Source organism: Streptomyces sp. NBC_00012 (genome assembly GCF_045040875.1).
In the GTDB taxonomy this organism is placed as follows: domain Bacteria; phylum Actinomycetota; class Actinomycetes; order Streptomycetales; family Streptomycetaceae; genus Streptomyces.
Genome location: NZ_CP108309.1, coordinates 3,307,229 through 3,333,738, shown reverse-complemented (window position 1 = coordinate 3,333,738; position 26,510 = coordinate 3,307,229). Strand labels below are relative to the sequence as shown.

The 26,510-nt window shown below is 70.2% G+C and carries 22 protein-coding genes and 2 pseudogenes; 10 read left to right on the top strand and 14 right to left on the bottom strand.

What is annotated here, in order from left to right:
- A pseudogene (locus tag OHA19_RS15105) lies at positions 1–114 on the top strand (IS982 family transposase); the annotation flags it as partial.
- 18 nt (positions 115–132) lie between these two features.
- On the opposite strand, the gene OHA19_RS15100 reads toward OHA19_RS15105, so the two are convergent.
- The 3 genes from OHA19_RS15100 to OHA19_RS15090 form a co-directional block, all read right to left on the bottom strand.
- Positions 133–729 (bottom strand): hypothetical protein, encoded by a 597-nt coding sequence (locus OHA19_RS15100; RefSeq protein WP_405750486.1) that lies wholly within the window; start codon positions 727–729, stop codon positions 133–135.
- A gap of 45 nt (positions 730–774) precedes the next feature.
- On the bottom strand, positions 775–1,347 hold the full coding sequence (locus tag OHA19_RS15095) for a dihydrofolate reductase family protein (protein WP_405750484.1): 573 nt from the start codon (positions 1,345–1,347) through the stop codon (positions 775–777).
- A gap of 77 nt (positions 1,348–1,424) precedes the next feature.
- Positions 1,425–2,195, bottom strand: a complete 771-nt coding sequence (locus OHA19_RS15090) for a TioE family transcriptional regulator (protein ID WP_405750482.1) — start codon at positions 2,193–2,195, stop codon at positions 1,425–1,427.
- Between the two features lie 70 nt (positions 2,196–2,265).
- Here OHA19_RS15090 and OHA19_RS15085 point away from each other — a divergent pair, with 70 nt between their 5' ends.
- Positions 2,266–3,483 carry an erythromycin esterase family protein gene (locus tag OHA19_RS15085; protein ID WP_405753255.1) on the top strand — a complete coding sequence of 406 codons (1,218 nt, stop codon included), beginning with the start codon at positions 2,266–2,268 and terminating at the stop codon, positions 3,481–3,483.
- Positions 3,484–3,652: 169 nt separating this feature from the next.
- Positions 3,653–4,369 (top strand): DUF6333 family protein, encoded by a 717-nt coding sequence (locus tag OHA19_RS15080; RefSeq protein ID WP_405716250.1) that lies wholly within the window; start codon positions 3,653–3,655, stop codon positions 4,367–4,369.
- A 91-nt stretch (positions 4,370–4,460) separates the two neighbouring features.
- Here the strand turns inward: OHA19_RS15080 and OHA19_RS15075 are convergent, their stop codons facing one another.
- Positions 4,461–5,180, bottom strand: coding sequence for an MBL fold metallo-hydrolase (locus OHA19_RS15075; RefSeq protein ID WP_405750480.1), 720 nt, complete (start codon positions 5,178–5,180; stop codon positions 4,461–4,463).
- 362 nt (positions 5,181–5,542) lie between these two features.
- On the opposite strand from OHA19_RS15075, the gene OHA19_RS15070 reads away from it, so the two are divergent.
- Positions 5,543–7,996, top strand: a complete 2,454-nt coding sequence (locus OHA19_RS15070; RefSeq protein ID WP_405750478.1) for an LAETG motif-containing sortase-dependent surface protein — start codon at positions 5,543–5,545, stop codon at positions 7,994–7,996.
- Between the two features lie 95 nt (positions 7,997–8,091).
- Here the strand turns inward: OHA19_RS15070 and OHA19_RS15065 are convergent, their stop codons facing one another.
- The 3 genes from OHA19_RS15065 to OHA19_RS15055 all read right to left on the bottom strand — a co-directional run bounded on the left by OHA19_RS15065 (position 8,092) and on the right by OHA19_RS15055 (position 12,643).
- Complete coding sequence (locus tag OHA19_RS15065) at positions 8,092–9,309, bottom strand: serine hydrolase domain-containing protein (RefSeq protein WP_405750475.1); 1,218 nt, start codon at positions 9,307–9,309, stop codon at positions 8,092–8,094.
- Between the two features lie 103 nt (positions 9,310–9,412).
- Positions 9,413–11,998: an MFS transporter gene (locus OHA19_RS15060; protein ID WP_405750473.1), complete on the bottom strand. Its 2,586-nt coding sequence runs from the start codon at positions 11,996–11,998 to the stop codon at positions 9,413–9,415.
- Between the two features lie 99 nt (positions 11,999–12,097).
- Entirely contained in the window at positions 12,098–12,643 is a 546-nt protein-coding gene (locus OHA19_RS15055; RefSeq protein WP_405716260.1) for a MarR family winged helix-turn-helix transcriptional regulator, read from the bottom strand.
- Positions 12,644–12,810: 167 nt separating this feature from the next.
- Between OHA19_RS15055 and OHA19_RS15050 the strand changes: the two are divergent.
- Positions 12,811–13,214, top strand: a pseudogene (locus tag OHA19_RS15050) (transposase); the annotation flags it as partial.
- 430 nt (positions 13,215–13,644) lie between these two features.
- The gene (locus OHA19_RS15045; RefSeq protein ID WP_405716261.1) at positions 13,645–14,514 is read left to right on the top strand and encodes an LLM class F420-dependent oxidoreductase; all 870 of its coding nucleotides are present in this window, start codon (positions 13,645–13,647) and stop codon (positions 14,512–14,514) included.
- 116 nt (positions 14,515–14,630) lie between these two features.
- Here the strand turns inward: OHA19_RS15045 and OHA19_RS15040 are convergent, their stop codons facing one another.
- On the bottom strand, positions 14,631–15,134 hold the full coding sequence (locus OHA19_RS15040) for a DinB family protein (RefSeq protein WP_405716262.1): 504 nt from the start codon (positions 15,132–15,134) through the stop codon (positions 14,631–14,633).
- Between the two features lie 261 nt (positions 15,135–15,395).
- Between OHA19_RS15040 and OHA19_RS15035 the strand changes: the two genes are divergently transcribed.
- The 3 genes from OHA19_RS15035 (at position 15,396) to OHA19_RS15025 (ending at position 19,310) form a co-directional block, all read left to right on the top strand.
- On the top strand, positions 15,396–15,989 hold the full coding sequence (locus OHA19_RS15035; RefSeq protein ID WP_405716263.1) for a hypothetical protein: 594 nt from the start codon (positions 15,396–15,398) through the stop codon (positions 15,987–15,989).
- Positions 15,990–16,143: 154 nt separating this feature from the next.
- On the top strand, positions 16,144–18,531 hold the full coding sequence (locus OHA19_RS15030) for a Tox-REase-5 domain-containing protein (protein WP_405750471.1): 2,388 nt from the start codon (positions 16,144–16,146) through the stop codon (positions 18,529–18,531).
- Between the two features lie 50 nt (positions 18,532–18,581).
- Complete coding sequence (locus OHA19_RS15025; protein WP_405716265.1) at positions 18,582–19,310, top strand: Imm52 family immunity protein; 729 nt, start codon at positions 18,582–18,584, stop codon at positions 19,308–19,310.
- A 31-nt stretch (positions 19,311–19,341) separates the two neighbouring features.
- On the opposite strand, the gene OHA19_RS15020 is transcribed toward OHA19_RS15025, so the two are convergent.
- From OHA19_RS15020 to OHA19_RS15000, 5 genes are all read right to left on the bottom strand, one after another.
- On the bottom strand, positions 19,342–19,791 hold the full coding sequence (locus tag OHA19_RS15020) for a DUF3592 domain-containing protein (protein WP_405750468.1): 450 nt from the start codon (positions 19,789–19,791) through the stop codon (positions 19,342–19,344).
- A gap of 20 nt (positions 19,792–19,811) precedes the next feature.
- Positions 19,812–20,396, bottom strand: coding sequence for a hypothetical protein (locus tag OHA19_RS15015; protein ID WP_405750465.1), 585 nt, complete (start codon positions 20,394–20,396; stop codon positions 19,812–19,814).
- A 44-nt stretch (positions 20,397–20,440) separates the two neighbouring features.
- On the bottom strand, positions 20,441–22,441 hold the full coding sequence (locus OHA19_RS15010; protein ID WP_405750462.1) for a hypothetical protein: 2,001 nt from the start codon (positions 22,439–22,441) through the stop codon (positions 20,441–20,443).
- Positions 22,442–22,638: 197 nt separating this feature from the next.
- Positions 22,639–24,069, bottom strand: coding sequence for an APC family permease (locus OHA19_RS15005; protein ID WP_405750459.1), 1,431 nt, complete (start codon positions 24,067–24,069; stop codon positions 22,639–22,641).
- The gene (locus OHA19_RS15000) at positions 24,066–25,214 is read right to left on the bottom strand and encodes a Zn-dependent alcohol dehydrogenase (protein ID WP_405716270.1); all 1,149 of its coding nucleotides are present in this window, start codon (positions 25,212–25,214) and stop codon (positions 24,066–24,068) included. The genes OHA19_RS15005 and OHA19_RS15000 overlap by 4 nt, the downstream gene beginning before the upstream one ends.
- A 228-nt stretch (positions 25,215–25,442) precedes the next feature.
- Here OHA19_RS15000 and OHA19_RS14995 point away from each other — a divergent pair, with 228 nt between their 5' ends.
- Positions 25,443–26,027: a helix-turn-helix domain-containing protein gene (locus OHA19_RS14995; RefSeq protein ID WP_405716271.1), complete on the top strand. Its 585-nt coding sequence runs from the start codon at positions 25,443–25,445 to the stop codon at positions 26,025–26,027.
- A gap of 80 nt (positions 26,028–26,107) precedes the next feature.
- On the opposite strand, the gene OHA19_RS14990 is transcribed toward OHA19_RS14995, so the two are convergent.
- Positions 26,108–26,497, bottom strand: coding sequence for a DUF192 domain-containing protein (locus OHA19_RS14990; RefSeq protein ID WP_405716272.1), 390 nt, complete (start codon positions 26,495–26,497; stop codon positions 26,108–26,110).
- Between the last annotated feature and the right edge of the window lie 13 nt (positions 26,498–26,510).

Sequence of the window (26,510 nt, the reverse complement as noted above, 5' to 3'; positions counted from 1 at the left end):
CGGGTCGTGGACTCCACGCCGGTGCCAAGCGGCATGTCCCGCCCGACGGTGAAGCGGTCGGAACTGGCCGACTGGGCCGGATACGGGTACTGCGCCTCGCATTCCCGGTTCTTCTGAAGGCAGGCAAGCCGGTCACGCGGTCTCTGATCGCCTTCGATCACTGAGCACATCGGACTTGACCACCCAGTGGTCGGTGCTCTCCTGGCGGGCCCTTGCCCACTGTTCCTCGAAGTCGCTCCGGCTGATCTCCCGGTCCACGAGTGCCGGGTCGAAGAGATCCACGACCGGCGTGTTGAACAGCCAGTCGTCGGGGGTGCTGCGCACGGCGGTTCCGTCCTCGGCCACCTCCACCTGGCGGAACCGGCGCCCGTCGGGTCCGACCTCCACCAGCTGGTCGACCGGTTCGCCGTCGTCGTCACGGAGGCGCAGGTGGACGATGTCCCTGTCGGCCAGCGCGCCGAAGTTCGCCAGGCCGCGTTGGGCGGCACGCTCGACGTGCAGGCCGTCCAGTCCCGGCGGCATCCGGGACGCTTCGATGTCGACCTCCTCCAGACCCTCGTCCCTGTACCCGGCCAGGGTCTCCGGGTCGGTGATCACCTCGACCCAGGCGAACGTTTCGAGCACCTCCCGCGCGGAGCGGGCATGGACCCACCACCACAATCCGCCCATGCCGTAGTCGTGCAGAACGAGGAAGGTGCGCTTGGGTGTGATGTCTTCTGTGCCGGCCATGGTGCGTGATCCTAGCCAGGCGCGGCGCGCCACTACGGCGAGGCGTCAGCGGATGACGTCGAAGACGTTCATCTGCAGGCCGTTGGAGTACGCCGCGTGCTCGACGAGCTTCAGCTTCTGGGTGTCCTTGTCCGTGTCGCTGAACAGCCGCTTGCCCGCGCCGAGCAGCAGGGGGAAGACGAGGAGGTGGTAGCGGTCGATCAGGCCGGCGTCCGAGAGGTTCCGGTTGAGGGTGGCGCTGCCGTGGATGATGATCGGGCCGCCGTCGGTCTCCTTCAGGGCGGCGATCTCGTCGAGCGAGCGCAGGACCGTGGTCTCGCCCCAGCCGGGGACCAGGTCGTCCTCGGTGAGGGTGGTGGAGACGACGTACTTCGGCATCGTCTTGTAGTCGGCGAAGTCCGCCATGTCCGGCCAGACCGGGCTGAACGCCTCGTAGCTGACCCGGCCCATCATCATCGCGGTGGCTTCCTGCTGCTCCCGGCCCTTGATCTCGAACGCCTCCGGGACGAACTCCATGTCCTTGAACGTCCACCCGGAGTTCCGGTATCCGGGCTCGCCGCCCGGGGCCTCCACCACACCGTCGAGCGAGACGAAGGCAGTGCTGATCAGGGTGCGCATCTTGGGACTCCTTGTTTCACGAACCATTGCTTACTTGCTTGTTTACTCGTTTGCTTACTTGCGTACTGACTGCGGGACTACGAGAAACTCATCGGTCCGGTGCGGATCAGGGACTCTATTTTGCGGAGGTACGCCTCCAGCTCGGCGGCCCCGGACAGCATCGCGCGCCCTCGGGCCGACAGCCGGGAGTGCCAGTCGCGCAGGGTGGCCTCCAGCGGCTCCGGCCCGCCCGCCGCACGCACCTGGGCGATCAGTGGGGCGATCTGCTCCAACAGGTAGCCACCCCGGCGCAGTTGGTGGGTGAGGCGGGCGTCCCGAACGGCAGCCTCGTCGTAGACGCGGTAGCCGGTCCCCGGGTCGCGGAGCGGGTGCACCAGTCCGGCGCGCTCCCACTTGCGCAGCGTCGCGGGCCGGATTCCGAGCTTCCCTGCCAGTGGCCCGATGAACGTGCTCCCGCGCCCGGACCCGGTAGCGGGAACGGACCCCGGCCCCGCAGCGCCGTCCAGGTCCTGGAGGGCGCGTTCCACGGCACGGAGGGTCTGTCGGTCGTCGAGGAGCTGGGCGTGACTCTCGTCGATGAGGTGCAACGCCTCGTCCACCGCGTCCCGGTTCACCGCCCGCATGATCGACGTCGCCGTCCGGTGGCCGTGGCCGGGGACCAGGGCGAGGAACGCGCGCAGGGCGCCCGCGTGCAGCGGGGTGTAGGCGCGGTAGCCGTGGGGTGTGCGATCGGCGGCCGGGAGGATGCCGGCCTCCTCGTAGTTCCTGACCGCCTGTGTGGACAGGTTGTGCTCGCGTGCCAGATCGACCGGCCTGAGCCGACCGCCAGTTTTAAGGTTCTGCCCCATGACCCTGCCGATATCGCGGAAAAGTTTCAATCGAAGGTTCAACGATAGCGTTGAAGGCATGGCTACCGACATCGCTACCGACATCAAGGACATCGCCCGTACCGTCGATGCTGCCGCCGTCATGGGGCTGCTCCCCGGCCGGCCCCGGCTGCTCGCCCTGGGCGAGCCCACCCACGGCGAGGACACCCTGCTCGACGTGCGCAACGAGCTCTTCCGGCAGCTCGTCGAGCAGGAGGGCCACCGGACCATCGCGATCGAGAGCGACTGCCTGATGGGCCAGGTCGTGGACGACTACGTCACCTCGGGCGCGGGCACACTCGACGAAGCCATGGAGCACGGATTCAGCCACGGCTGGGGCGCTGCCGAGGGCAACCGCGAGCTGGTGCGCTGGATGCGCGCCCACAACGTCCGCGCCGACAACGACGGCCGGCCCGCGTCCGAGCGGCTCCGCTTCGCCGGATTCGACGGCCCGCTGGAGATCGCCCACGCCGCGAGTCCCCGGCAGGCCCTCACCGCGCTCCACGGCTACCTCGCGGCCAGGGTGGACGCGGACCTGCTCCCTTGCACCGCGGAGACGCTCGACCGCCTGCTCGGCGCCGACGGCCGGTGGACCGAGCCCGCCGCGATGATGGACCCCTCCCGGTCCGCGGGACAGTCGGCCGAGGCCGGCCGGCTGCGGCTGATCGCCGACGACCTGGTGGCACTGCTCGACGCGCAGACACCGCACCTGATCGCGACGGACTCGCGGGACGACCGGGACCGGGCGCAGCTGTACGGGCGCACCGCGATCGGCCTGCTGCGCTACCACTACTGGATGGCCGACCCCTCACCGGCCCGCCTGACCCGGCTGGTCGGCCTGCGGGACCAGATGATGGCGCACAACCTCCTCGCCCTCGCCGAACGGGGTCCGGTACTCGCCCACGCCCACAACTCGCACCTCCAGCGGGGGAGGAGCGCGGTGCGGATGGGCGGGGCGCTGCTGGAGTGGTGGGGGGCCGGTGCGCTGGTGAGCGCCCGGCTGGGTGAGGAGTACGCCTTCGTGGCGACGGCCCTCGGTACGATCCGGCACCAGGGTGTGGACGCCCCGCCGCCGGACACCGTCGAAGGACTCCTGTACGCGCTCCCGGAGGACCGGCACGTCATCGACGCCCGCCGACTGGCCGCCGCCCTCGGCGATACGCCGCCCGTCGCCCGCGTATCGCCCTGGTTCGGCTACGCCCCGCTCGACCCGGCCCAGCTGGCGGACAGTGACGGGGTCGTGTTCGTCAAGGACGTCCCACGGGCTTAGGAATGTCCGGCGTGTCGGGGCCGGGGCGAGGCGTCGGCACGCCACCTCGCGGTGTGCCGACGCCGCGCCCCGGCCGGCGGCGGGTAGGCCCGCACCGCTCGCGGGTTCGCCGGGTTCCCGGGTTCGCGCCGAGAGAGTCCCGCTTCCTCGCCCGACTACGGTGGCCCGCATGACCGATACCAAGTACTGGACTTCCGCCCCGGACCGGACCGTTCGCGGCTCGATGGGCCTGTGCCATCTCACCGTGGCTCAGCCGCCGCTCGACCTCGACGCCCGCAGCCTCCCGGCCAACGACCCCGATCAGGCACGCCTGTTCGTCGAGTCGATCGACGGCATCGAGGAGGTCCTGGAGGATCTCGGGCCGCGCTCCGTGCAGACGCCGCTGCCCTCGTCGGTCCGTTCCGACCTGGACATCGTCCATGCCGCCGCGTGGGGCGGCATGCGGGCCATCTCCACCCCTGTCTTCGCCGACGACGGCAACGGAAACCCACTGCTGGCCGAAGCCGAACGGATGCGGAAGCGCTTCCCCGCAGCGCGGATCGTGGGCCACGTCACCTACTACGGCGGCATGGAACACACCGAAACCGTCGTGATGCTCCCCGACGGCGCCATGTTCCACGCCTCCGGCTGGCCCGACGACGAACCGTTCGTCGTCCTGGGCGACCCCTACGCCGTCATCGCCTCCCTCGGCCTGAGCAGTTGGATGCTCACCGCCGCCGACATCGACATGGACCAGCCCCTCCACGAGGTCGAATGGGCCTCCCTGGCCGGCCTGGCACTGGGGCACTCCGACCCCTGGGGGTGGGAGGAGATACAGACCACCGCCTTCCGCGTACAGCACAGCGATCTGTCCGTCTGCTCGATGGAGGGCCTGTACTTCGTCTGAGAGGTCCGCGCAGACGGGCGTGCGTTCATGGGCGGTGAACCGGCCCCGGAGCGGTTCGGCCGTCCGTGCGACCGATCGGCCCGCGCTCGACTCACACCCAGTCGTTCTCCGGAGTCGCCGCCCGCAGTACCTCGCTCGCGCCCTTCGGCACCGGCTCGCCGTGCGGGACGCACAGCGCTTCCACATCCAGCGACGCCAGCCGTCGGAAGGAAGCGATGGCCTGCTCCCTGTCCACGTTGAACGGGCCGAGGATCGCCCGGCCCTCCGCGGTGGCGACGATGTCGCCCGGGAAGAGCACGCCGCTGGAGGGAAGGTGCAGCGCGATGCTTCCCGGGGTGTGTCCGGGCACGTGCAGAACGTGGACGGGCTCGCCCCAGCCGTCAATGGTGTCCCCGTCGTGCAGTTCCACATCCACCGGCACATGTTGCGGGGGCCGGACGTCCGCTTCGGCGAAGCCCGCCATGATCTGCTCGTGAAGCGCGTGTTCCGGGGCTGTGTATACCGGCTGGGGTTCGGGTGCGGTGCCCCGGATGAACGGGGCGTCCACGGCTCCGGCGAGGACGCGAGCGCCGGTGGCCCCGACGAGATCCGCAGCCGAGCCCATGTGGTCGATGTGGGAGTGGGTGAGCACGATCTGCCGCAGGTCTTCCGGGCGGCCGCCGAGCCGCGTCAGGGCATCGAGGATCGCGGGGGCGGAGCCTGGGACGGCGGTGTCGATCAGCCCGTAACCGTCCGGCAGGCGCACGAAGTGGACGTGCCCGACCGGGAAGGCCAGCTGCCAGACAGCGGGGGTGACCTGGGAAAGTTCCATGATTCGACGCTAACAAGGGGCCGGCGGATGTCCGGGTACTTCCGCCGACGGTGAATTAAGCGCAGCGTGAACGAGGCAGCCGGACCCAGCTCGGTCGGACCCAGCTCGGCCGGATCCACCTCGGCCCGACCCGCAGTGAGTCAGACGCCCATGAACGCACGTCTGTCCGCGCAACCTCCAAGGCGCGAGGAAGCGGCGGCCACGGTGTGAAGAGGGCGGGGAGCTGCAGTGCCGACACGCCATTAACTCCTCTTTGCCCAGGTGCAGTTGAGGCTATGGTGTCCGGGCGGCGCGTACACGTCACGGGGGCCCAACGTGCCGCCCACGACCCCTCAGGCCCCATCCGAGGGAAAGACGAGCTCTTGAACAAACTGCTCCGCATACCGTCCCGGTGGCGGTTCGCGGTCCGTTTCACGGCCGCCTTCGGCCTGACCGCGGCCGTCACCATGACCGGACTGCCGGCCGTCCAGGCCGCGCCGCCGAAGCTGCCGCCGGTCTCGGCGAAGATGAAATCCGGCTCCGGCCAGCGCTGCGATACCCGTAACAATCTCCCGCCCGCCGCGAAGACCCCGGCGAACTCCGGGTTCCCCAACGACCTGACCGACAACCTCTACAAGGACACCGCCCTCCCGCGGAAGTTCGAGTACGACCTTCCGGGCCAGGCGTACGACGGCCTGAAGACGCCGACGGCCGCCCAGAAGACCGAGGCACTGTCGAAGGTCCCCGGCGACCTGGAGAAGAACGTGGCGGCCTGGAAGAAGGCCGCCGACCTCTCCAAGAAGCCCGAGGACCGGGCCATGGAGATCTACGCCCGGTACTTCGCGAACAAGGAGGGCCTCGGGTTCAAGCACTGGTTCGACAAGCGGTACATCCGCAACCAGATCAACAACCACAAGGGCTCCGGCTTCGAGCGTCAGCTCGTCAAGGACTACCGCCTGATCGGCCCGGACTGGCTGTGCGAGGTCACCGTCGAGCTGTTCGACAAGAACGGCGACAAGGTCGGCGAGCGCCGCTACGACGCCTACAACAAGAAGACCAAAGAGTTCAACGAGTTCAAATCCAACAGCAAGCTGACCGCCAAGCAGCTCGAGAAGGACCGGGTCGTCGCCAAGTCGATGCCCAAGCACACCTTCCGCTTCACCGGCGCCAAGAAGTTCACCCGGGGCCAGGTCAAGCACATCAACGACCTGGAACGCGATGTCCGCGCCATGCGGGGCGGCAAGACCGGCCAGGTCCGCGGCAACCAGCGGTTCTACAACCCGGTGCCCAAGACCACCCCGATCCGAGGATTCTCCGACCACCAGCGGTGGTTCGCCCCCGCCTGCCAGACCGGCGGCACACAGACGCGGCTCATGGCGGCCGGCGCCAACAACTGCGGCACCCGCGGCCCCGCCAACCAGCGCGCCATCTCCTCCGGGAAGACCCTGGAAGAGGCCAAGCGCTTCCAGCGGGATGCCAACCGCCTCGACCCGAGGGGCACCCTCCCCAGGGGCGGCCCCGGCGGCGTCGACTTCACCACCATGGAGCTCCGCTACGTCGGTGGCCTCGGCAAGGGCAAGGGCATGCAGTACTCCATGCGTGCCGACCAGATGCCCGATCCGGACAACAACCCCGGCTTCGGCGGCGAGAGTAGGATGCAGCTTTCCTCCGACGCCCTGTTCACCTGGCTCGCGCTGACCCCCGACAAGTTCTGGGTCAACCTGAACCCGGACCAGCCGGGCAAGGTCATGGACGCGAAGTTCGGCAAGACCGACGCCGGCCGTGTCCTTCTCGACGCGGATCTGCTCATGAAGTACGACTTCTCCGAGGCGCTGAACCCGGACAAGCACGCTGAGGGCAAGCGCTACTGGGACACCGCGCCGCGCCGCAACGGCATGCCGTGCTTCCCCGGTACCCGGTTCTGGATCGAGCCCGACGAGGCGAAGGTCCGTGAGCAGGACGGCGGGATCTACATCCTCGACTCGCCGATGGACGTCTCCGCCCAGTGGCTGGACGTCGACTACACCGTCCCCGGCTCCACCGAGTGCACCGACCTCTCGGACGCCGAGAAGAGGCAGATCGAGGTGTCGGTCAACGCCAACATCGTCCCGGTCATCCAGGAGCGGGTGAACAAGGACCCCAAGTACGCCGATCTGCGCGCCGTCTACAACGCCCGCGTCGCCGCCGAGTACATCCGCCAGACCGACGCCAAGTCCCCGACGGACTTCCACCGGATCATCAACTCCAATGACGTCTCCGCGTGGCCGATCCGGGCCCCGCACCAGGACTGGACCCGCGAAATGGTCTGGGACAAGTACATGAAGACGTACAAGGAAGGCATCGAGTGGTTCGAGCTGAAGTACGGCGGCAAGATCTACAAGCAGGGCGTCGGCGGCGTCGACTTCTCCAAGCAGCCCAAGCGCAACATCAGTAAGACGCGCTTCAACCTGGAGAACCGGGACCTGGACAACACCACCCGCGACTCCCGCGAATCCGACGACACCTCCTACCGGGACACCGACACCCTCTACCTCGGCGCCGGGCCCAGCGGTGGCGAGAGCGGCGAGGACCCGGGCGGCGATCCCACTCCCACCCCGTCGCACACCGGCAAGCCGACCCCGACCGGCAAGCCTTCCACGCCGGGCACGCCGGACCCGACCCACAGCAACGGCGGACAGCCCCCGACCACATCCGGACCGGGCGGCCCTGACGGCGATCTCGCCGACACCGGCAGCGACACCCCCATCGGCCTGATCGCAGGCACCGCCGCGGTGCTCGCGGCGGCCGGCGGTGGCCTCATGTGGTGGATGCGTCGACGCCGCACCGCCCAGCACTAGCCTGGCCGGCAGCACACCTGGCAGGAAGGGCTCCACCCGTGACCCGGGTGGAGCCTTCCGTCTCTCAGGACACCAGCGCCTGTCCGGCGCAGGGCCTACGGCGTCGGGGCCTTGCCGCAGAACTCGGCCTCGATCACATCGACGTAGACCGCCCCGCTCCGCAGCCAGTCGCCGTTTATGTTGAACGTCAGCTGGTGCTTCCCGTCCTGCGTGCCGACCATCGCGGACAGGGAACCGTTCGTACGGCCGCTCTTGCCCACCACCTTCACGCCGCAGGACAACTGCGCGAACTCGACGCCGAGTCCGTACCCGGTCCCGTCGCCGTCCGGCACCTCGTCGAGCATCTCCTTCATCTGTGCAGGCGGCAGCAACTCGCCGCTCAGCAGGGAGCGGTGGAAGCGGTTGAGGTCGCCGGCGGTGGAGATGATGTCGCCGGACGCGCCCAGCCAGGTCATGTTCTGCTCGGTGGCGTCATGGATCTCGGCGTCCGGGGCCTCCTGGTGGAGGCGGGAGTAGCCGACGGGGTGCGGGTCGGGCATCTGCGGCGCCGTGCCGGGGAACGACGTCCCGCGCAGCTTCAGCGGCCGGATGATGCGGCGGGTGGTCTCCTGCGCGTACGAACGGCCCGTCGCCTTCTCGATGACCATCCCGGCTATGACGTAGTTGGTGTTCGAGTACAGCGGCGTCTTCTCCGGGTCGGGGACCGGCGGGTGCTTCAGCGCGACCGCCACCAGCTCCTCAGGTGTATGGGTGTCGTACCGGTGCTCAGGGAAACCGGGGCCGGCGGCGTCGTGCACGAACGCGGGGTCCGAGGTGTGGTCGGCGATGCCGCTGGTGTGGTTGAGGAGTGCGCGCAGGGTGATCCGGTTCCCGTCGTACCCGTTGCCCCGCACCAGGCCGGGCAGCCAGTGCTCGACCGTGTCGTCGAGGCTCAGCCTCCCCTCCGCCTCCAGCTGGAGCAGGACGGTCGCGATGAACGTCTTGGTGATGCTGGCCCCGCGGAAGTGGTCGCCGGGTGAGCGTTCGCGGCCGGTCGCGGTGTCGGCGTGACCGGCCGCTCCGTACCAACTTCCCTTGTTGTCCCGCGCGATGGCGGCGACGCCGGGCAGCTCGCCCTGCTCGACCACGGCGCGCAACGCGGCACGGGTCGCCTCGTGGCCGCGCGGCGCCTGCGTCCCGTGCGGAGACTGTGCCTCGTGCGCCGGTGCGGTGAGCGCGGGGGCCGCCTGCGCGGAAGGGCCGAATGCGGCCGTTCCCACGGTCGCGGCCACCGCCAGGGCGAGCGAGGAGATACGTGCGGTTCGTTGCCTCATGCGCCTTGCCTCCAGATCACCGAGGGGGCGCGGTGCCGCCCCCTCGGTGCCATTGACGCGCAACGCGGGCCCCAGGGTTGATCGTTGGGGCTGTTCGCCGGGGTCACTGCTCGGGCGGCCTGGCCGTGATCATCAGGCCGGCGATCACGCTCGTGAGCAGGGTGAGGCCGACCGTCCACCAGAGGGCGACGGAGTACCCGCCCATCACCGCGGTGTTGATCTCATCCAGGGTGCCGGAAAACGATGCCGGAAGGCTCTGCCGGCTGATCGGGAATCCGGCCTTGGCCGCTTCGACCAGAGGCGCGGGAATGTCCGACGCATTGGTCAGACGAGCGGAGATCGCCGAGGCGAGGACGCTGATGAGCAGCGGCCAGGCGACCCAGCCGCCCACGCTCTGGGCCGCGAGGACCATGGCCGAGGTCCCGCCGGAATCCTGTGCGGCGACTTTGCCGGTCGCGGTGGTGAACAGCGGCGTGAGGGCCAGGCCGGCACCGAAGCCGATGAGCAGTGTCCCCGGCAGCACCTGGGAGGTGTACGCGCTGTCGGCATCGATCCCGGTCAGGATCGCCAGGCCGACCGCAGTCAGCAGCAGGCCCGGCACGATCAGATTGCGGGGCGCCAGCCGGTGGCACAGACGGGCGGCGACCTGGGTGGAGGCGACGACGGTCGCGCCGGCCATGGGCAGCAGGGCCATACCGCTTTGGGCGATGGGGGATTCGAGGACGCCCTGGAAATACCTGGTCAGGATCAGGAATGTGACGAGCAGGATCAGGCCGAGGATGAACAGTGTGAGGAGCGAGCCCACACGGTTGCGGTCCCTGAGGACGTACGCCGGGACGAGCGGGCTGGGCGAACTGGTCTGCCACCACACGAAGGCCAGCAGCAGGAGGCCACCACTCGTCAGGAGGATCAGGGTCAGCGGGGTGGCCCAGCCGGACGCCTCGGCCCTGTCGAAGCCGAAGGCGAGGGCGATGAGCGCGCCGGAGCCGATCACCAGGCCCGGTGCGTCGAGGCGGGCAGGGGTGCGGACCGGGTGGGGGTCGTGCACCAGAGGGGCCGCGCAGACCGTGATGACCAGAGCGAGCCCGGCGGCGGCGTACATGCACACGCGCCAGCTCAGGCTCTCGACCAGCGTGGCGCTCGCGAACAGGCCGAACGCCATGCCGCCGCCGGCGACCGCGGCGTAGATGCCGTAAGCCCTGTCGCGTTCCTTCGGATCGCTGAATCCGGCGGAAACCAGGGCCAGTGCGGAAGACGAGAGCAGCGCGGCGGACATGCCCTGGAGCGCGCTGGCGAGGATGAGCAGGGTGGAGGAGGGGGCCAGGCCGCCGACCGCGAAGGCCACGGCGAGACCGGCCGAGCCGATGATGAACATCCGTTTGCGGCCCAGGAGATCGCAGAGGTGCCCGCCGAGCAGCAGCAGCAGGCCGAAGGACAGCATGTAGGCGGTGGAGAACAGGCGCATGTCGTCGGAGGAGGCGCCCAGTTCGGCGTAGATGGACGGCAGCGCGGAGTTCGTGATCGACGTGCCGATCAGCACCAGCAGCTGTGCCGTCGCGGCCATCCCCAGCCCCCACCACCGCATGGGGTGCGGAGCCGGCGCACCCGCCGGGACGGGGGCCGTCGGCAGGCCGCCGGGCGCCTTGCTCAAGGACGGCCCGAACCCCGGTGACGGGTGGCGGTCCGCCGGTGCCGTCGGGGCGTACGCGGGCTGCTGGGGGAGCGGCTGGGGCCGGTCGGCGTACTGCGGCTGGGCGGGGACACGAGGGTCCGGCTGCGTGGTCCTCGTCTCCGGGGCGAAGTCCAGCAACTGGGCGGCATGTCGCCCGAGTTGGGCGAGCACCGAGCCCGGCAGCCATTCGCCGCCCTGGTCACCGGCCGTGCGGGCGGCCACGTCGGCGGGCGTGGGCCGCTGCGCCGGGTCCTTGTGCAGACAGGCGCGTACGAGGTCGACGAGTGACTCCGGTACGCCGGTCAGGTCCGCTTCCTCCTCCGCGATCCGGAACAGGTGCGCGTTCAGACCGGTCTCCGTGGCGCCGAAGAGATGGCGGCCGGTGGCGGTGTAGACCAGGACCGCGCCCAGGCAGAACACATCGCTGGCCGGGGTGAGGTCGAGGCCGCGCACCTGCTCGGGCGACATGAAGCCGGGGGAGCCGATCAGCATTCCGGTGCGGGTGTGCAGGCTGTCCCCGGCGAGGCTGTCCATGGCCCGCGCGATCCCGAAGTCGATCACGCGCGGCCCGTCCACCGTCACCAGCACATTGGACGGCTTCAGGTCACGGTGGATCAGGCCCGCGCCGTGCACCGACTCCAGGGCCGTGGCCAGGCGGTTGGCGAGGGTGCGGACCGAGTGCTCGGGCAGCGGTCCGAAGTCCTTGGCGACCACGGTGGTCAGATCGGGCCCGGGGATGTACTGGGTCGCCACCCAGGGCACCTGGGCCTCGGTGTCGGCGTCGAGCACGGCAGCCGTCCAGGTCCCGCCCACCCGTCGGGCGGCGGCCACCTCACGCGTGAACCGCTTGCGGAATTCGGGGTGCTGGGCGTGTTCGGCCTGCACCACCTTCACGGCCACGGTCCGTCCGGCTTCGGAACGGCCGAGGTACACCAGACCCATGCCGCCCGCGCCCAGCCGGGCTATCAGACGGTAGGGGCCGATGTGCTGGGGATCTTCGGCAGTCAACTGGTCCACGGCGATAAGATAGTTGAGGTATCCAAGCCGTGGTGCCCGGTTGCGGTGAACGATCGGTGTACGTGTACGTGCATGCGGTACGTGTACGCGGTACGGGGCTCAGTCGGGGGACGGCATGAGCGGCGGACCGTCGGATTCCGCCGCCGAGGCGATCTTGCGCAGCAGGGCCACGAGCTGTTCCCGCTCCGTCTCGTCCAGCGGGGTCAGGAGCGCGCGCTCCGTCTCCATCTGCTCGCCGATCGTGGACGACCAGGCTTCGGCCCCCTTCTCGGTGAGTGCGACGAGCAGGCTCCGGCGGTCCTCCGGCGCGGGCTGCCGGGTCACGTAGCCGGACTTCGCCAGGCGGTCCAGCCGGTTCGTCAGTGTTGCCGGATGGGTGCCCAGGCCCTCGGCCAGCTGTGTCGGCGTCATCCGGTACGGCTCGCCGGCGGAGCGCAGCCGCCAGAGGATCTCGTACTCCCACAACTTCAGCCTGCGCTGCGAGAGCCCGGCTTCCTTGCGGCCCTGTAGGTACTGCACCAGCGTCTGCATCCGGGTGACGGCGCCCTCGACGAGCGGGTCCAGGTCGGGGACCTCCCGCTGCCATCGGGCGATGTGCCGGTCGATCGAGTCGGCGCCGGCGGCCGGATCGCGCGTGGTCTCCATGGCTCCAGCATAGAAGCGGTGATCCCGATTCAGATATTTTGAAATCGTAGTAAGCTCCGGTCCTCGCTCCGCGCCCTCGACGCGCGCACCATCGGCGGCGCTCTCCGCTGCGCGACGGTCCGCCCGGTGGTCCGGACGTAAACGTCGTCTCATTTGGTGGGGGCCTGATGGGGATCGTCGAGCGGCTGGTGCCGGACGAGTTGTGGGAGCTGTTCCAGCGAGTGGTGCCGGGGGCGCCCTCGCGGCCGCAGGGCGGCGGGCGGCGCCGGCACGGTGATCGTGAGGTGCTGGCCGCCATCGTGTTCGTGATCATGTCGGGCTGTACGTGGCATCAGCTGCCCACGGCCTCGTTCGGTCCGTCGGGGGCGACCGCCCATCGGCGCTTCTGCGAGTGGGCGCAGGCGGGCGTATGGGCCGAGCTCCAGCGCCTGGAGCTGGAGCGCTCCGGCTTCCGCGGTGCGTCGGAGTGGTCGCGCGCCGCGATCCGTTCGGTGAGCATGCGGGCCCTGGGCAGAGGCGTCTGACGGGCCCGGACTCCTTCGGCCGGGGCGCGCGCGGGGTGCTGATCCATCGGGTCGCGTCCACGGGTTCCTGGCAGTCCGTGGGCGCGAATGACGCACCCGCTTCCGCCTGTGACTCAAAGGTCGTCGATGTGGAGCCCGACAGCTCGCTCTGCCGAATCCACATCTGGGCCGAGGACGGCGGCGTGAAGGTTTCCGGGAGCGACAGGTACGGTCCGGAATTCAACGCCACGCCGTAATCGCACGCCGTGATCGCGCCGCGTAAATCGCACGGCGATCGACGTTGTGCGTCGTGACCGGCCGCCGGCTTCGGCTGGCGGCCGGTCCGCGGCGCCGATGCAAGATGCAACGCGAAAGTCCCCGCTGTGACGGTCCCCGCCCGACATGCCGATGGGTGCCGCCTCGCGTAGCGTGAAAGTCCCCGGCCGCGACGGCGCCGCAGTCCCGCGCCCGAGCCCCCTCGGCCTTCGAAGGGCGGACATGAAGCTCGGCCTGCACTACTGGAACTACTCGACACCGGCCGACCCGGCGCTCATCGCGCCCACGCTCGCGGAGTCGGTGCGGGTCGCCGAACAGGCCCAGATCGCGTCCTTCAGCGTGATGGACCACTACTTCCAGATGGAGACCGGGCGGAGCGTCGCCGACGAACCGATGCTGGAGGGGTACACCACCCTCGGCTACGTGGCGGCGGTGAGCCAGCGGATGACGCTCGGCCTGATGGTCACAGGCGTGATGTACCGGCACCCCGGTCTGCTGGCGAAGATCGTCACCAGCCTCGACGTGCTCTCGGGCGGCCGGGCGAGGCTGGGCATCGGTGCCTCCTGGTACGAGCGCGAGCAGTACGGCCTCGGCGTGCCGGTGGTCCCGGTGGCCGAGCGGTTCGAACGGCTGGAGGAGACGCTCCGTATCTGCCTCCAGATGTGGAGCGACGACAACGGCCCGTTCCGGGGCCGTCATTACCGGCTCGCCGAGACGCTGTGCGTGCCCGAGCCGATCGGCGGGCATCCGCCGATCATGATCGGCGGCGGGGGCGAGAAGAAGACCCTGCTCCTGGTCGCCCGCTACGGGGACGCGTGCAACCTCTTCGCCACCGGCCAGGAGGAAGTGGCCCACAAGCTCGATGTGCTGCGAGCGCACTGCGCCGCGGAGGACCGCGACTACGACGCCATCACGAAGACGGTGATGTACGGGGGCCCGGTGCTGGACAAGCCGGCCGCGTTCCTCGCCGACGCGGAGGCGTACGCGGGTCTGGGCATCGGCGAGATCCAGGTGCTGCCCGACCGGCACCCGGTCAGCTTCACCCACCAGATCGCCGAGCACATCGCACCCGCCGTCGCCGAAATCGGATAGCCGACGGCCGACGGGTGCGCCACGGGCCCCCGCCCGCACGTTCCAGCGCGCCCACGCCCCCGCGTCCCTGCGCGCCCACGCCCCGCGTCCCTGCGCCGGAACGGGCCTCGGCGGGCCTACACGCCGGTCGTGCCGTCGACGATCTCCCGGATCATGTCGAGGTGGCCGTTGTGCCGGGCGGTTTCCTCGATCAGATGCATGACGACCCAGCGCAGATCGGGGTGCCTGCCGTCGCGGCGCGGCTGCGCGGCCGGTGCGTCCAGGTCGGTGGAGGCCACCAACTCGCTGTAGCGGGAGGTCCGTTCCTCGTAAAGCGAAAGTACATCGGCGAGCGGCATGTCCACCGCGATGCGCATCTCGCGGTCGGGGTCCTCGTCGGTCCACGGACCCTCGTCCGGGCCACCGAGGAAGGCCACCTCGAACCAGTAGTACTCGACCCAGCTCAGGTGGTTGATCAGCCCGGCGATCGTCATCAGGGGCGAGCCGGGCAGCGGGGCTCTGCGGGCGTCCTCCAGCGAGACGCCCTCGCACTTCGCGCGTGCGGTGGCGCGGACATAGTCGAGGAAGGTGGCCAACTGGGTGCGCTCGTCCCATGCGGGAGGCGAATCGGTGCGTGTCATCGCCGTACACGATGTGCGATGGGCCGTCCCCTGTCCACCGCATTGTCCAATGGGGCCCGCCCCTGGGTCCGTGGGCCCACGCCCCGGCGATCCGGCCTCATTACGCTCGGGTTCGACCAACTGTGAGCCATCCGGCCGGCGCCCATGACGAGCGCCTGTCCGGCGTGCCCGCAGGTATCCGAACTGCACGCTCCACCTGTCTCCACCGGGCGCCGCCTCGTCCGAAGCGTGGTGTCCACACTTTCATGGGGTGATGTGTCGATGAGTGATGGTTTCTTCTACTCGTACCACCTCGGCTGGAGCCGCCCGGACTCCGAGTCGCTCTTCAATGATCTCGACGCGGCGGGGCTGCGACTCAGCCACCCGGTCACCAGGCGGGTCACGTTGCTCGGGCCGGGGCCCGGCCCGCACGGCATTCCGTCGTGGGTGACCAGGGAGCAGCTCGTGCTCCTCGCCGGCCTTCAGCGGCTGGACAGCGTCGACTTCGTGCTGTGGATGAACAGCGGAACCGAAGTGCCCGCACGGATCCGTCGGATGGGGGACGGAGTGGTCGCGCTGGAATTCGGGTTCGGCCGGCTGAGCAGGGACGAACAGGAGGTGGCCGCGAGGGCGATCAGGGAGGCGATAGGGCGTGCTTCCGTGCTCTGCATCGGCTTCGTCGTCGACCGCGAGGGCGCCTCCGTGGCGACGGACTGGAGCGGTGTCGTCATCAACGGCACGACGTGCTTCGACAGTTGGCCGGACACGCTGGCCGTGCGGCACGAGATAGCCGCGACACAGCCGCAGCTGGCCGGGGTGGCCTCGTTCGACCAGTCGCCCTGGATGCTCTTCGGGAGCGAGGTCCCCGTCCGGTAGCGGGCTCCCCGTCCGGTAGCGGCTCCCCGTCCGGTAGCTACGACTTTGAGCCTTGCATTGGGTCCTGAGGCCCATGCCCCGATGGGTGCCGGTGTGGTCGGATGCGTGGAGTGGCTGAACTGTGGCCGTTCACCGGCAAGGTGGGGGACTCGTCGTGTCTGGCATAGGCGGATTTGCGGTTTCGGGTGGCGCGGGCGGGGGCGTCGCCGTGGGCCGGCAGGGCAGACAGTCACTGCCGCGCCCGTTGCAGGCGGTGCTGATCCTCGTACGGCTCCTCTTCGCCGCCGCGGCCCTGGGCGGCATCGGTGTGCTGACGGTGGCATCGGCGGTCGACGAGGTCGACGGCCAGCTCTTCGGGCTGCTGCTGTACGCGGCGCTGCCGAGCGTGACCGCCTTCGTGCTCTCGCTGTATCTGCGCACCGGCGGCGTCTGGATCTGGCGCGGACTGCTGGCCGTACACGTCTGGCTCACCTTCGGCGCACTGGCGAACCTCGGCGGGGACGGCGGCGGACGCGCGGTCACCCAGCTGGTGATGCCGGTCGCCGTCGTCGCCCTGCTGTTCCGCCCGAGCTCGCGCGAATGGTTCGAGCTGCCCCTCGAACAGCGGTTGCCGCACCGGCGGTTCAGCATCGCGCGGATGATCAAGTGGCGCCGGGACGACGCCGGTCAGACCGCGATGGAATACCTGGGCATGGTCCTGGTGGTCGTGGCCCTCATCGGCGGGCTCGTCGTCACGGGCATCGGCGCCCAGCTGACCGGCGGGCTCCAGGACGCGATCTGCCGGCTCACCGGGAGCGCCTGCCCCGCGCCCGGCAGCAATGTGGAGGCGGGGCCCGGCAAGAGCTCCGGCGGCTCGACCACGTCCGGTGGCAAGGACTCCGGCGGATCGGTGACCGCGGGCGGTACGGACTCCGGCGGCTCGGGCCCGGCAGGATCCGGCTCCGGCGGCTCCGATACGGCCGAAGGTTCGAACGCGGCCGGCGGCACCGACACGGCCGGCGGCACCGACACATCGGGCAGCTCGGGCAACTCCGGCAGCACCGGCGACTCGGGTGACTCCAGCGGCTCCGGGAGCTCCGGCAGCTCCGGCGGGGACGTCGTCCAGGTCGACGACGGCGGCGACGACGTGGACACCTCCGGCGAGCCGGACGGCGGCGACGGCCAGGACGACGGCACCGGCGGCGACGAGGAGAAGTCCGACGAGAGCTGCACCTCGGGCGTCGGCGCGTTCTTCTCCTGCGCCGCACACCAGACCGGCGGCTTCTTCGAGGGCCTGATCGGCGACGGGCTCTGGGGAGACATCACCGGCACGATCGACACGATCTTCCACCCCGTCAAGGCATGGAACGGCCTGATGGACTACGGCAAGAGCCTCGGCGACAAGTGGAGCCAGGACTCCAAGGACGCCGGGGACAAGTGGTCCGACGGCGACTACCTCGGCGCGGTCTGGGACTGGACCAAGGCGTCCGGCGGCACCGGCCTCAAGGTCCTCGACGACATGTTCATCGGCGACGAAGTCCGTGACATGTGGAAGAACGGCGACGAGGGCCAGGCGATCGGTACCGGCCTCTGGAACATCGGCTCGCTGTTCATCCCAGGTTACGGCGAGGCCAAGCTCGTCGGCAAGTTCGGAAAGCTGGGCAAGCTCGGGAAACTCGGCAAGCTGGGCGAAGTCGCCGAGAAGGCGGGCGAGGCCGCGAACAAGGCGAAGAAGGCCGCCAAGGCGGGCGATGTCACGGCCGCGGAGAAGGCCGCGAAGGAAGCGCAGCAGCACGCCGACGACGCCGCCGAGCAGGCCGGGCTCAAGGGCTGCACCGTCGGGATGGGCGGTCACGTCCGGGTCCCGTACGGCAGCGGTGCGGGCGTCGGACTGTCCGGCTCGGGCACCGGCACCATCGCAGCGCCGCCCATCTCGGTGCCCGTCGGGTTCCTCATGGGGAAGTGCGACGAGGTCGACCCGGAGAAGAAGGCCGCCGCCGACGAGGCCCAGCGGCTGGCCGACGAGGCGAAGAAGGCCGCCGACGCGGCCAAGCGCCGGAAGGCCCTGGAAGACGCCAAGAACCAGCCGAAGCCGGCCTGGTACAAGGACCTCAAGGACCCGCCGGCCGGGGCCAAGGACGGCGGCGAGGGCAACTGGCAGGAGATCAAGCCCGGCGTCTGGAACTACCCCACCGAAATGGGTGCCCGTTACCAGGAGCAGATCTCCAAGGTGGGCCGTGGCAAGGAGTACCGGGTTCCGCTCGACAAGCTCACGGGGAAGCCGGTCGACTTCGACGGCTGGGACGCCTCGCGGGGCACCTACCTGGAGGCGAAGTACGGGTACAAGGGCAAGGACTTCTACAACGCCGAAACCGGGACGCTCACCCCGAAGGTCGCCGACCGGTGGGCGGACCAGGCGGCCCGCCAGGTCGACGCCGCACGCGGCAAGCCGGTCGAGTGGCACCTGTCCGACCCGGACGTCGCCGAGGCGGCGCGAGAGATGTTCGAGGACCGGGGCATCCCGGTTAAGGTGATCCACACCCCGGGGGACGTGACCGGCTGAGCGCCGGACGGGGTGTGGAACAGCGGACCGGAGCCCGAGGAGAACGTGTCGTGCTGAACGTCGTGGTCAACGGCTTCTGGGGCCTTCGCGGGGAATCCGTACCGGCCGTCGCCGAACGCTGGGCCGGCACGCTCGCCGCGCTCAAGGACATCGACGGCCCGACGTTCGACGTATGGCACGAGGCCGGTGACGACCTCCCGTCCGATCCCGTGCTGGAGCCCTCGGCCCCCGCACTGGCGGAGTACATCGAGCGGAGGAACACGGGCCCCGACCTCGACGTGGTGGGCTACACGACGTCGCTGTGGGCGCGGAACCCCGCAGCGGCGCACGTGTCCATGGCGATTCACGCGGGCAGCACCTCGCAGTACGCGGTGAACTCCGTATCGCTCGCCTTCCGCTCGCGCGAGGTGGACGAGACGGCGGAGGTGATCCGGCGCGCTCCGGAGATCCTGCGCCTCCTCGCGGAGCACTGGGAGTTCGACGCCGGGCAGGTGTACGACAGGCCCCAGTACCGGGCGGTGGCGGAACGGTTCGAGCTGGAGAACTCCGACCCCCGCTGCGGCCGGGCGGTCTTCCTCTCCGCCGGCCGAGCCGCCCTCGCCCCCGATGACCTGCCCGGAACGTACGTCCGCACCGCGCACGGCGGACTGGTCATCGACCTCACCCGTGGCGGTACGGAGTCCCCGTCCGTCGAGACGGTCATCGAGGCGAACACGCGACTGCGGGCGGCCGGGGCGCTGGAGAAGCTCCCGGCGCCGTTCGACCGGGACACGTTCTGAGACCCGCGCCGCCCGGGAGCGGGCGCGCCCCTCAGAGCCATCCCCGCATCGCCGCGAACCCCAGCAGCAGCCCCACCGCGAACGCCCCGAGCGCGAGCGTGAACACCGCGGGCATCAGCACCGGACCCCACGCCCCAGACCCGGCCACCGTGGCGTTCCCCGCCGGGTCGGCCGGGTCGTAACTGACCCGGACCGGCGCCCCGACCTCGAAGCCGAACGGGCCCGGGGCGTGGTCGGTGAACTCGATGTCGCGGCCGTCACGGGTGCGGAACGCGAAGACGTACTCGGTGGCGTGACCACGCTCCGAGCCCGGCCCCCGGTCGGCCGTCCGGCGGTCCGAGCACCGGCCCTCGGCGCGTTCGCCGTGCCGCACCAGCCGCAGCACCCGGCTCAGCCGCAGCGCGGACCGGACCGCGAACGCGCCGAGGAACAGGCCGAGCAGCAGCAGGAACGTGGCCGTGCCACCGGGCAGGATCTGCATGAACGAGCGCTCCCGGTCCGCTACTTGACCGTGATCGAATCGACGAACGCGTCGAGGTCCTTCGGGCTCAGCGAACCCTTCACCGCGTTGATCCGGACCGCGAACGGCACATCCTTCGAATCGACGCCCGCCACCACGACCCCCGTCATCCGGGTGCCCTGCGCCGGCGTCCGGTCCTCGCCGCTCGACGTGAACTCGTAGTCGATCCGGCGCGCCTCACGGGCGCTCTCCGCACCCGCGAGCCGCACATCCTCGGTCGCCTTGCGGGTCGCCCCGAGCCCGATGCCCGCGCCCGCCGCGGACGCCGCCTCGTCGGCGTCGTCCACGCCGGTGGCGAAGTCGAGCTGCACGGAGACCATTCCGGTGCGCAGCCCGCCCTCCTCCTTCAGCGCGACGGCCGCGTTGGACTCGGCGCGGCCGGCCGCGGGCTGCTCCTTGTAGCCCTTGTCCCCGGGGTAGCCGACGGAGAGGCTCTTGGTGTCGAGCTTGTCCCAGCCCTGCGGGAGCGCGGCGCTCTCCCCGCCGCAGCCGGTGAGCAGGGCGAGGCCGATGGCGGCGGCCGCGGTCGCGCCGATGGTCCGGTACGTCTTCTTGGTCGTCGTCATCGCCTATCGCCTCTTCGTCGTGCCCGGTCGGTCTTTCCGTACCACTACTTCGCGCAGTAGCTGTACGGAAGGTACGAGCGCTTGTCGCCCTGCGGAGCACCGAGGAACTCCGCGTCCGTCAGTGTCTCCTTCTTGTGCTCGTCGGAGATGGAGAACCCCAGACTCATGCCGAGCGAGACCTCGAAGCCGAACTCCTGGGCATCCGTCTGACCGTTGTAGTTCATCTTGCTCGACAGGCCGTCCTGGTACATCAGCTGGTCGAAGGGGTCGGTCCCGGTGGGCTGCTGCTCCAGCGAATGATCGCCGAACATGTACTCGAACGGGGCGGTGTTGTTGCCGGAGCCGTCCAGCCACTGCTCGGCGATGGCCCGCTTGTCCTCGGTGGCCTTGTCGGTGTCCTTGCCGAAGACGATCGAGTTGGTCAGGACCTCGATGCCGGTCTCGCCGGAGGAGTCGGAGCCGCTGACCTTGCCGCCCCGCTTGTCCTTGCCCTTCTCGCCGTTGTCACCGCTGATGTCGCCCTTGTTGGACGTCGAGCCGTTCTCGACGGTCTGGGTCATGTCGATCCGGACGATCTTGCCGGTCTTCTGGTCGCGGGTGACGGTGACCGCCCCGGTCCGGTTGTCCTTCGCGGACGCCGCGCCGCCCAGCGGACCGGCCGAACCGCTGACCTTGCCCTCCAGCTCCAGCTTGGCGGTGTACGTGTACGACTCGTTGCCGTTGACGTCGTCCTTGGTGATGGTCACCTCGGGGGAGAATTTGGCCTTGCCGCCGAGCTTCGCGCCCAGCTTGGACTCGTCGCCCGCGCTGATGGAGAGGCCGCCGTCCGCGTACGCGTTGAGACCGATGGTCGAGTACGAGATCTTCTTGTCGCCGATCTTGCTCTCGACGTCCTTCTTCTTGTCGGCCCACTTCATCCCGGAGTACCAGCCGCCGCCGTAGCCGCCGCTGTACTTCGTGGAGGTCTCCCACATCTTCATTTCTTCGATGTCGTCACGCATCTTCTGGGCCTCCTCCTCGCTCTTGAAGACCCAGGTGTCACCGTTGGTGATCTTGATGCCGCCGCCGACGTCCACATCCGCCTTGCCCAGCTTGCCGAGCTTGACGCCGGGGGTGCTGGCGGTGGCGCCGGCCGAGGCGGCGTCCGTGAACGTCATGTAGACCAGCTTGTCGTTCTCGTCGACCTTGCCGTCCTCGTTCACATCGGTCTTGGCCTGGCTGACCTTCTGCTGGAAGCCGTACTCGTTGCCCCACTCGAACCAGCCGATCTTGACCTTGTCGCCGACGGTGTCGGAGATGCTGGAGACCTGGCACATCTTGGGCTCGTAGTCGGCGTCCGTCTTCGGCTTCGCGGTGGTTTCCCCGCCGCCGGTGGAACAGCCGCCACCGCCGCCGCCCATGGAGCTGATCGCGCAGCGGATGCGCTCGCCGATCCGGCCGCCGACGCCCGCCATGGACATCGCGCCGATCAGCGTCACGACGAGGACGACCACCCCGAGGTACTCCATGGCGGTGGCACCGCCGTCCCGCCAGGAGTACGGCCGGTACGGGGCGGGCTCCGGCCGGTCCGCGCGGTCGTCCAGGAGCCGGTCCACGGCCAGGCCCGCCGCCGCGCCGGTCGCCAGTGAGACGAGCGGCATCAACGTGCCCTCGACGTCCACGAGATGCCAGGACACGGCCAGTCCGTAGACGAGCGCGGCCAGCGGGACGGTGAGGGAGGCGGCGAGGGTCAGTAGCCGGGACTCGCGGTACTCCTCGGGCAGGACGCGGGCGGACGCCAGGACCGTGAGAACGGTCGTGATGACGGCGGGTACGTGGATCAGGGCCAGGCGCCAGCCGAAGCCGGCAAGCCGCTCGTCGGTGGCCAGCAGCTCGACGAGTCCCCGCGAGACCAGATAGCCGGCGGCGATGTAGACCAGCGCGCCGGCGGCCCAGCTACGGGTCAGTGCGAAGAACACCCCGCCGCTCGCGCCGGATCCGCCACCCCCGCTCCCCGGCGGTATGTGGCCCGCGCTTCCGCTTCCCCAGCCCCCGCCACCAGTCACGGTTCTTCCTCTCCGACGCCCACTTGCCATGCCTGTGCCCGCAGTTCCGCATTCGGGTCGACGTGAGCGTACGGGTGTACGAGCCGGGTGACCTGGGCCCTTGGCCCCAAAGTCGGGCCCAACGCGGCCGGTGCCCCGCCCCGCCGCGAGGAGCGGAGGGACGGGGCACCGGGGGAGGGGAGAGAGGTACGGCCGGGTCAGTCCAGGTCGTCCGCGAACGTTCCCGCCCGCTCGGCGACCTCCGGTCTGCGGACCCGCAGGACGGCGAAGCCGACGATGCCGAGGACCAGCGCGCCGACGAACACGTACAGCAGCACGTTCAGCGGCCAGGCCGGGGCGGGCCACAGATTGCGGTAGAAGACGTAGACCATCGCGGCGGCGCCGATCAGCCCCAGGCCCCAGGTGAGCAGCAGACCGCGGGCCCCGATCCGGCGCACGAACAGCGGCGCGGCCAGACACACCAGGGTGTAGCTGAGCATGTAGCCGAAGACGCCGACGGTGTCGATGTATGTCGTCGCGTTCAGCGGTTCGGTCCCGGCGCCGACCACGAGCACCGCGGGCAGGGCGACGAACGGGGCGACGGCCCAGATGGCCGCGGACGGGGTCCGGTGGCGGGGGTGGGCCACACCGAGCCGGGCCGGCATCACACCCTCCTTCGCCATGCCGAACAGCAGCCGGGCGGCGACGGTGATGCAGGCCATCACCACGGCCACGAACGAGGCCGCGAAGCCCGCGTGCAGGAAGAACTTGAGGAAGCCGAGACCGGACAGCTCCGCCAGTTCGTCCATCGGGTCGGTGCTCTTCGCCAGGGCGTCCGCCCCGCCGAACCCGGCGACCTGCGCGTAGGTGGCGAACATGTACAGCACACCGGCCAGCACCGCACTGCCCATCACCGAGCGGGGGATCGCCTTGTAAGGGTCGGTGGCCTCGGCGCCCAGCGACGCGGCGCCCTCGAACCCGACGAAGCCGAGCACACCCAGCACCACGGCGAAGACGACACCGTCGAGAGTGGAGCCGCTGAGGCTCAGCTGCTCGGTGTCGATGATGTTCCCGCTCTTGAAGAAGGCCGGGACCAGCACTACGACGATCAGGACGATCGACACGACCTCCAGCACGGAGGCGACCCGTGCCGCGGTCCGCACACTGGCGATGGTCAGCCGGATCGCGACGGCGGCCAGCAGCACATCGAGCAGGATCTGGCCGGGGATGCCGGTGAAGAGCCCGATGCCGATCTGGTCGAGGGCGCGCGCCGTGTAGTAACCGGCACCGGCGAGCGAGCCCGAACCGATGCACACCGCCCCGATGAGCAGCGCCCAGCCGGTCACGAAGGAGCCGGGCGCCCCGAGCGAGAGCCGGGAGAAGGCGTACAGCGAACCGACCCCGGCGCGCCTGCGGGCGAAGACGCAGATGCAGTACGCGATGGCGAGGACGGCGGCCATGGCCAGGAAGAAGGAGAACCAGGCGCCGTTGCCCGCGGACGCCGCCATGCTGGCGGGGGCGAAGGCGATGACGGCGCTGGGCGCGACGTTGGCGACGCTCTGCGCGCCGACCTCGAACGTGGAGACGGAGCGATGGGCCAGGCCGTCGGCCGGCTTCTCGGCGGTGGACTGCTGTCCGGCGGTGCTCATGTCCGGTCCTCCATCATCAGCAGCTGGCGCAGGGCGTGGCCGGCGGCGAGGTCGGCCAGTGCGTCGCCCGCCTCGTCCAGCGGGCGCCGTGCCGAGATCATCGATTCCACGTCGAGCTCGCCCGACACCACGAGGTCCACCAGTGCCGGGATGTCCCGGGCGGCGTCGACCGAGCCGTAGTTGGAGCCGAGGATGCGCTGGTCGGCCTCGGCGAGCGCCAGCGGGTCGAAGCGTGCGGTGCGGCCGGCCGGCGGGAGGCCGACGATGACGGCGGCGCCGCCCTGGCCGAGCGCCGCGATGGACTGCTCCGTGGTCTCGATCTTGCCGATGGCGTCGAACACGTAGTCCAGGCCCTCCGGGACCAGGGTGCGCAGCGCCTCGACGACATCGCCGTCGCGGGCGTCGACCGCGTCCGTCGCGCCGAGCCTGCGGGCCAGCTCCAGCTTCTGGGGGACGACGTCCACGGCGACGATGCGGCCGGCCTTCGCCAGCCGGGCGCCCTGTACGCAGGACAGGCCCACGCCGCCGCAGCCGATGACGGCGACGGTGGCCCCGGCCTCGACGCCCGCCGTGTTGCGGACCGCGCCGACACCGGTGGCGATGGCGCAGCCGACCAGGGCGATGACGTCCAGCGGCGCGTCCTCGCGGACCTTGATCGCGCCGGAGGCGGGGACCACGACGCGCTCGGCGAACGAGGAGACGCCCAAGTAGTGGTGGGCCCGCTCGCCGTCGACCGAGAGCCGGCTGGTGCCGTCGTACAGCACCCCGCCGGGCGCCACGACCTCGGCGACCAGGCTGCACGCGGCGGGGCGTCCGGCGAGGCAGAAGCGGCAGGTGCCGCAGGACGGGACCCAGGAGAGCACGACGTGATCGCCGATCTCCAGCCCGGTGACGCCCGCGCCGAGCGCGGTGACCACGCCGGAGCCCTCGTGTCCCATCACGACCGGGGTGGGGTGGTCCCACTCGCCGCGCAGGACATGGAGGTCGGAGTGGCAGACGCCGGCCGCCGTCACGGCGACCTCGACCTCACCGGGGCCGGGCGGGTCCAGGGTGACGTCGGTGACGGCCACCTCCTGGCCCGGGGAGCGGAAGACGACGCCGCGCACGGTGCGCGCGGTGCTCTCTTGGAAGGACGGGGAGCTCATCGGCTTACTCCTCGGGTGGTGCGGAAGGGGCGGGGGAGCGCGGCACGGCCGGTGCTCGGCAGGCGGACGGCACAGCGGTCCGCAGGGACGCCTTGTTTAGCGCCATTAAACTTTCGTCAAGTTTTACAGCACTAAACTCGATGGGTAAAGACCCTTTCGGCAACCCTTGTGACCTGCGCCTTCACCCGGCCACCGGCTGTGACGTCCCCGACAGGTAGCGTGTCCGCCATGTCCGAAGCCCCTGACAGTCACATGTCCACGATCGGCCCGAGGCTGCGTGAGCTCCGCCTGGCGCAGGGCCTGACACTCGCCCAGGTCGCGGAAGCGGCGGGAGTGACCAAGGGGTTCGTCAGCCTCGCCGAGCGCGGCAAGACCTCGGTCTCCGTCCCGACGCTGATCCGCATCTGCGAAGCCCTGGGCACCGGCATCGCCACGCTCTTCGACTATCCGGACCAGGACGTCGTCAGGGGCGGCGTGGGCGCCAAGCTGGAGATGGGCGGCCACGGCATCGAGGAGTTCCTCCTGACGCCCGCAGAGGAGCGGCACGTCCAGGTCATGCGCACGATCCTGCGGCCCGGCGGCGGCTCCGGCGGCGCGTACAGCCTGGAGGCCGAGACGGTCTTCGCCTACCTGGTCCGCGGCACGCTGCGGCTGAGCGTGGACGGCGAGCCCAGGCTCCTGGAGGCCGGCGACTCGACTACGTTCTCGGCACGGGCCGCGCACGCCTGGGACAACCCCGGCGAGGAGGAGGCCGAGGTCCTCTGGTCGATCGCCCCCGCCCTGCCGCTCTCCCGTACGAAGCTCCGGCCGTAGCTTCGCCCAAGGGCTGCCCCGTGATCCCCGGTGGGCCGGCGCACCGCGTCAGACGCGGTGCGCCGCAGGGCGGCGGCCGCTCACTTCCGGTCGGTCCCGCTCTGGACGATCGCCACCCGGACCCCCGGCCGGATCCCCCACTTCGCCATGGCCCCGGCCTCCGCCTCGACCACATGCCGGGCCCGCAGCCGGGGCATTCCCAGCCGGCCGGGCTTCATCGTGTGGACCGCCACGACCTTGAACTTCCGGTCCAGGTACGCCACATCGATGGTGAACCGCATCCGGAAGCTGTGCACACTCCCGCACGGGGTGATCAGCAGGGCGCCGTCGATCCCGTCCTGCCCCAGCAGCCCGCGACTCCGGGCCCGGTAGGAAGCCGCGATCCGCAGCGGTATCTCCTCCCCCTGCCCGCCCTCCGCGTCGGTGACCGTCAACGTGCCCTTGCCATTGCGCCATTGAGACATGGCCATGAAGGTAGCGCCA

What these genes read in the sequence shown, in the direction of transcription:
- OHA19_RS15100 (WP_405750486.1), bottom strand. Translation starts at nt 729, where the DNA reads ATGGCCGGCACAGAAGACATCACACCCAAGCGCACCTTCCTCGTTCTG.
- OHA19_RS15095 (WP_405750484.1), bottom strand. Translation starts at nt 1,347, where the DNA reads ATGCGCACCCTGATCAGCACTGCCTTCGTCTCGCTCGACGGTGTGGTG.
- OHA19_RS15090 (WP_405750482.1), bottom strand. Translation starts at nt 2,195, where the DNA reads ATGGGGCAGAACCTTAAAACTGGCGGTCGGCTCAGGCCGGTCGATCTG.
- OHA19_RS15080 (WP_405716250.1), top strand. Translation starts at nt 3,653, where the DNA reads ATGACCGATACCAAGTACTGGACTTCCGCCCCGGACCGGACCGTTCGC.
- OHA19_RS15075 (WP_405750480.1), bottom strand. Translation starts at nt 5,180, where the DNA reads ATGGAACTTTCCCAGGTCACCCCCGCTGTCTGGCAGCTGGCCTTCCCG.
- OHA19_RS15065 (WP_405750475.1), bottom strand. Translation starts at nt 9,309, where the DNA reads ATGAGGCAACGAACCGCACGTATCTCCTCGCTCGCCCTGGCGGTGGCC.
- OHA19_RS15055 (WP_405716260.1), bottom strand. Translation starts at nt 12,643, where the DNA reads ATGGAGACCACGCGCGATCCGGCCGCCGGCGCCGACTCGATCGACCGG.
- OHA19_RS15045 (WP_405716261.1), top strand. Translation starts at nt 13,645, where the DNA reads ATGAAGCTCGGCCTGCACTACTGGAACTACTCGACACCGGCCGACCCG.
- OHA19_RS15040 (WP_405716262.1), bottom strand. Translation starts at nt 15,134, where the DNA reads ATGACACGCACCGATTCGCCTCCCGCATGGGACGAGCGCACCCAGTTG.
- OHA19_RS15035 (WP_405716263.1), top strand. Translation starts at nt 15,396, where the DNA reads ATGAGTGATGGTTTCTTCTACTCGTACCACCTCGGCTGGAGCCGCCCG.
- OHA19_RS15020 (WP_405750468.1), bottom strand. Translation starts at nt 19,791, where the DNA reads ATGCAGATCCTGCCCGGTGGCACGGCCACGTTCCTGCTGCTGCTCGGC.
- OHA19_RS15015 (WP_405750465.1), bottom strand. Translation starts at nt 20,396, where the DNA reads ATGACGACGACCAAGAAGACGTACCGGACCATCGGCGCGACCGCGGCC.
- OHA19_RS15005 (WP_405750459.1), bottom strand. Translation starts at nt 24,069, where the DNA reads ATGAGCACCGCCGGACAGCAGTCCACCGCCGAGAAGCCGGCCGACGGC.
- OHA19_RS15000 (WP_405716270.1), bottom strand. Translation starts at nt 25,214, where the DNA reads ATGAGCTCCCCGTCCTTCCAAGAGAGCACCGCGCGCACCGTGCGCGGC.
- OHA19_RS14995 (WP_405716271.1), top strand. Translation starts at nt 25,443, where the DNA reads ATGTCCGAAGCCCCTGACAGTCACATGTCCACGATCGGCCCGAGGCTG.
- OHA19_RS14990 (WP_405716272.1), bottom strand. Translation starts at nt 26,497, where the DNA reads ATGGCCATGTCTCAATGGCGCAATGGCAAGGGCACGTTGACGGTCACC.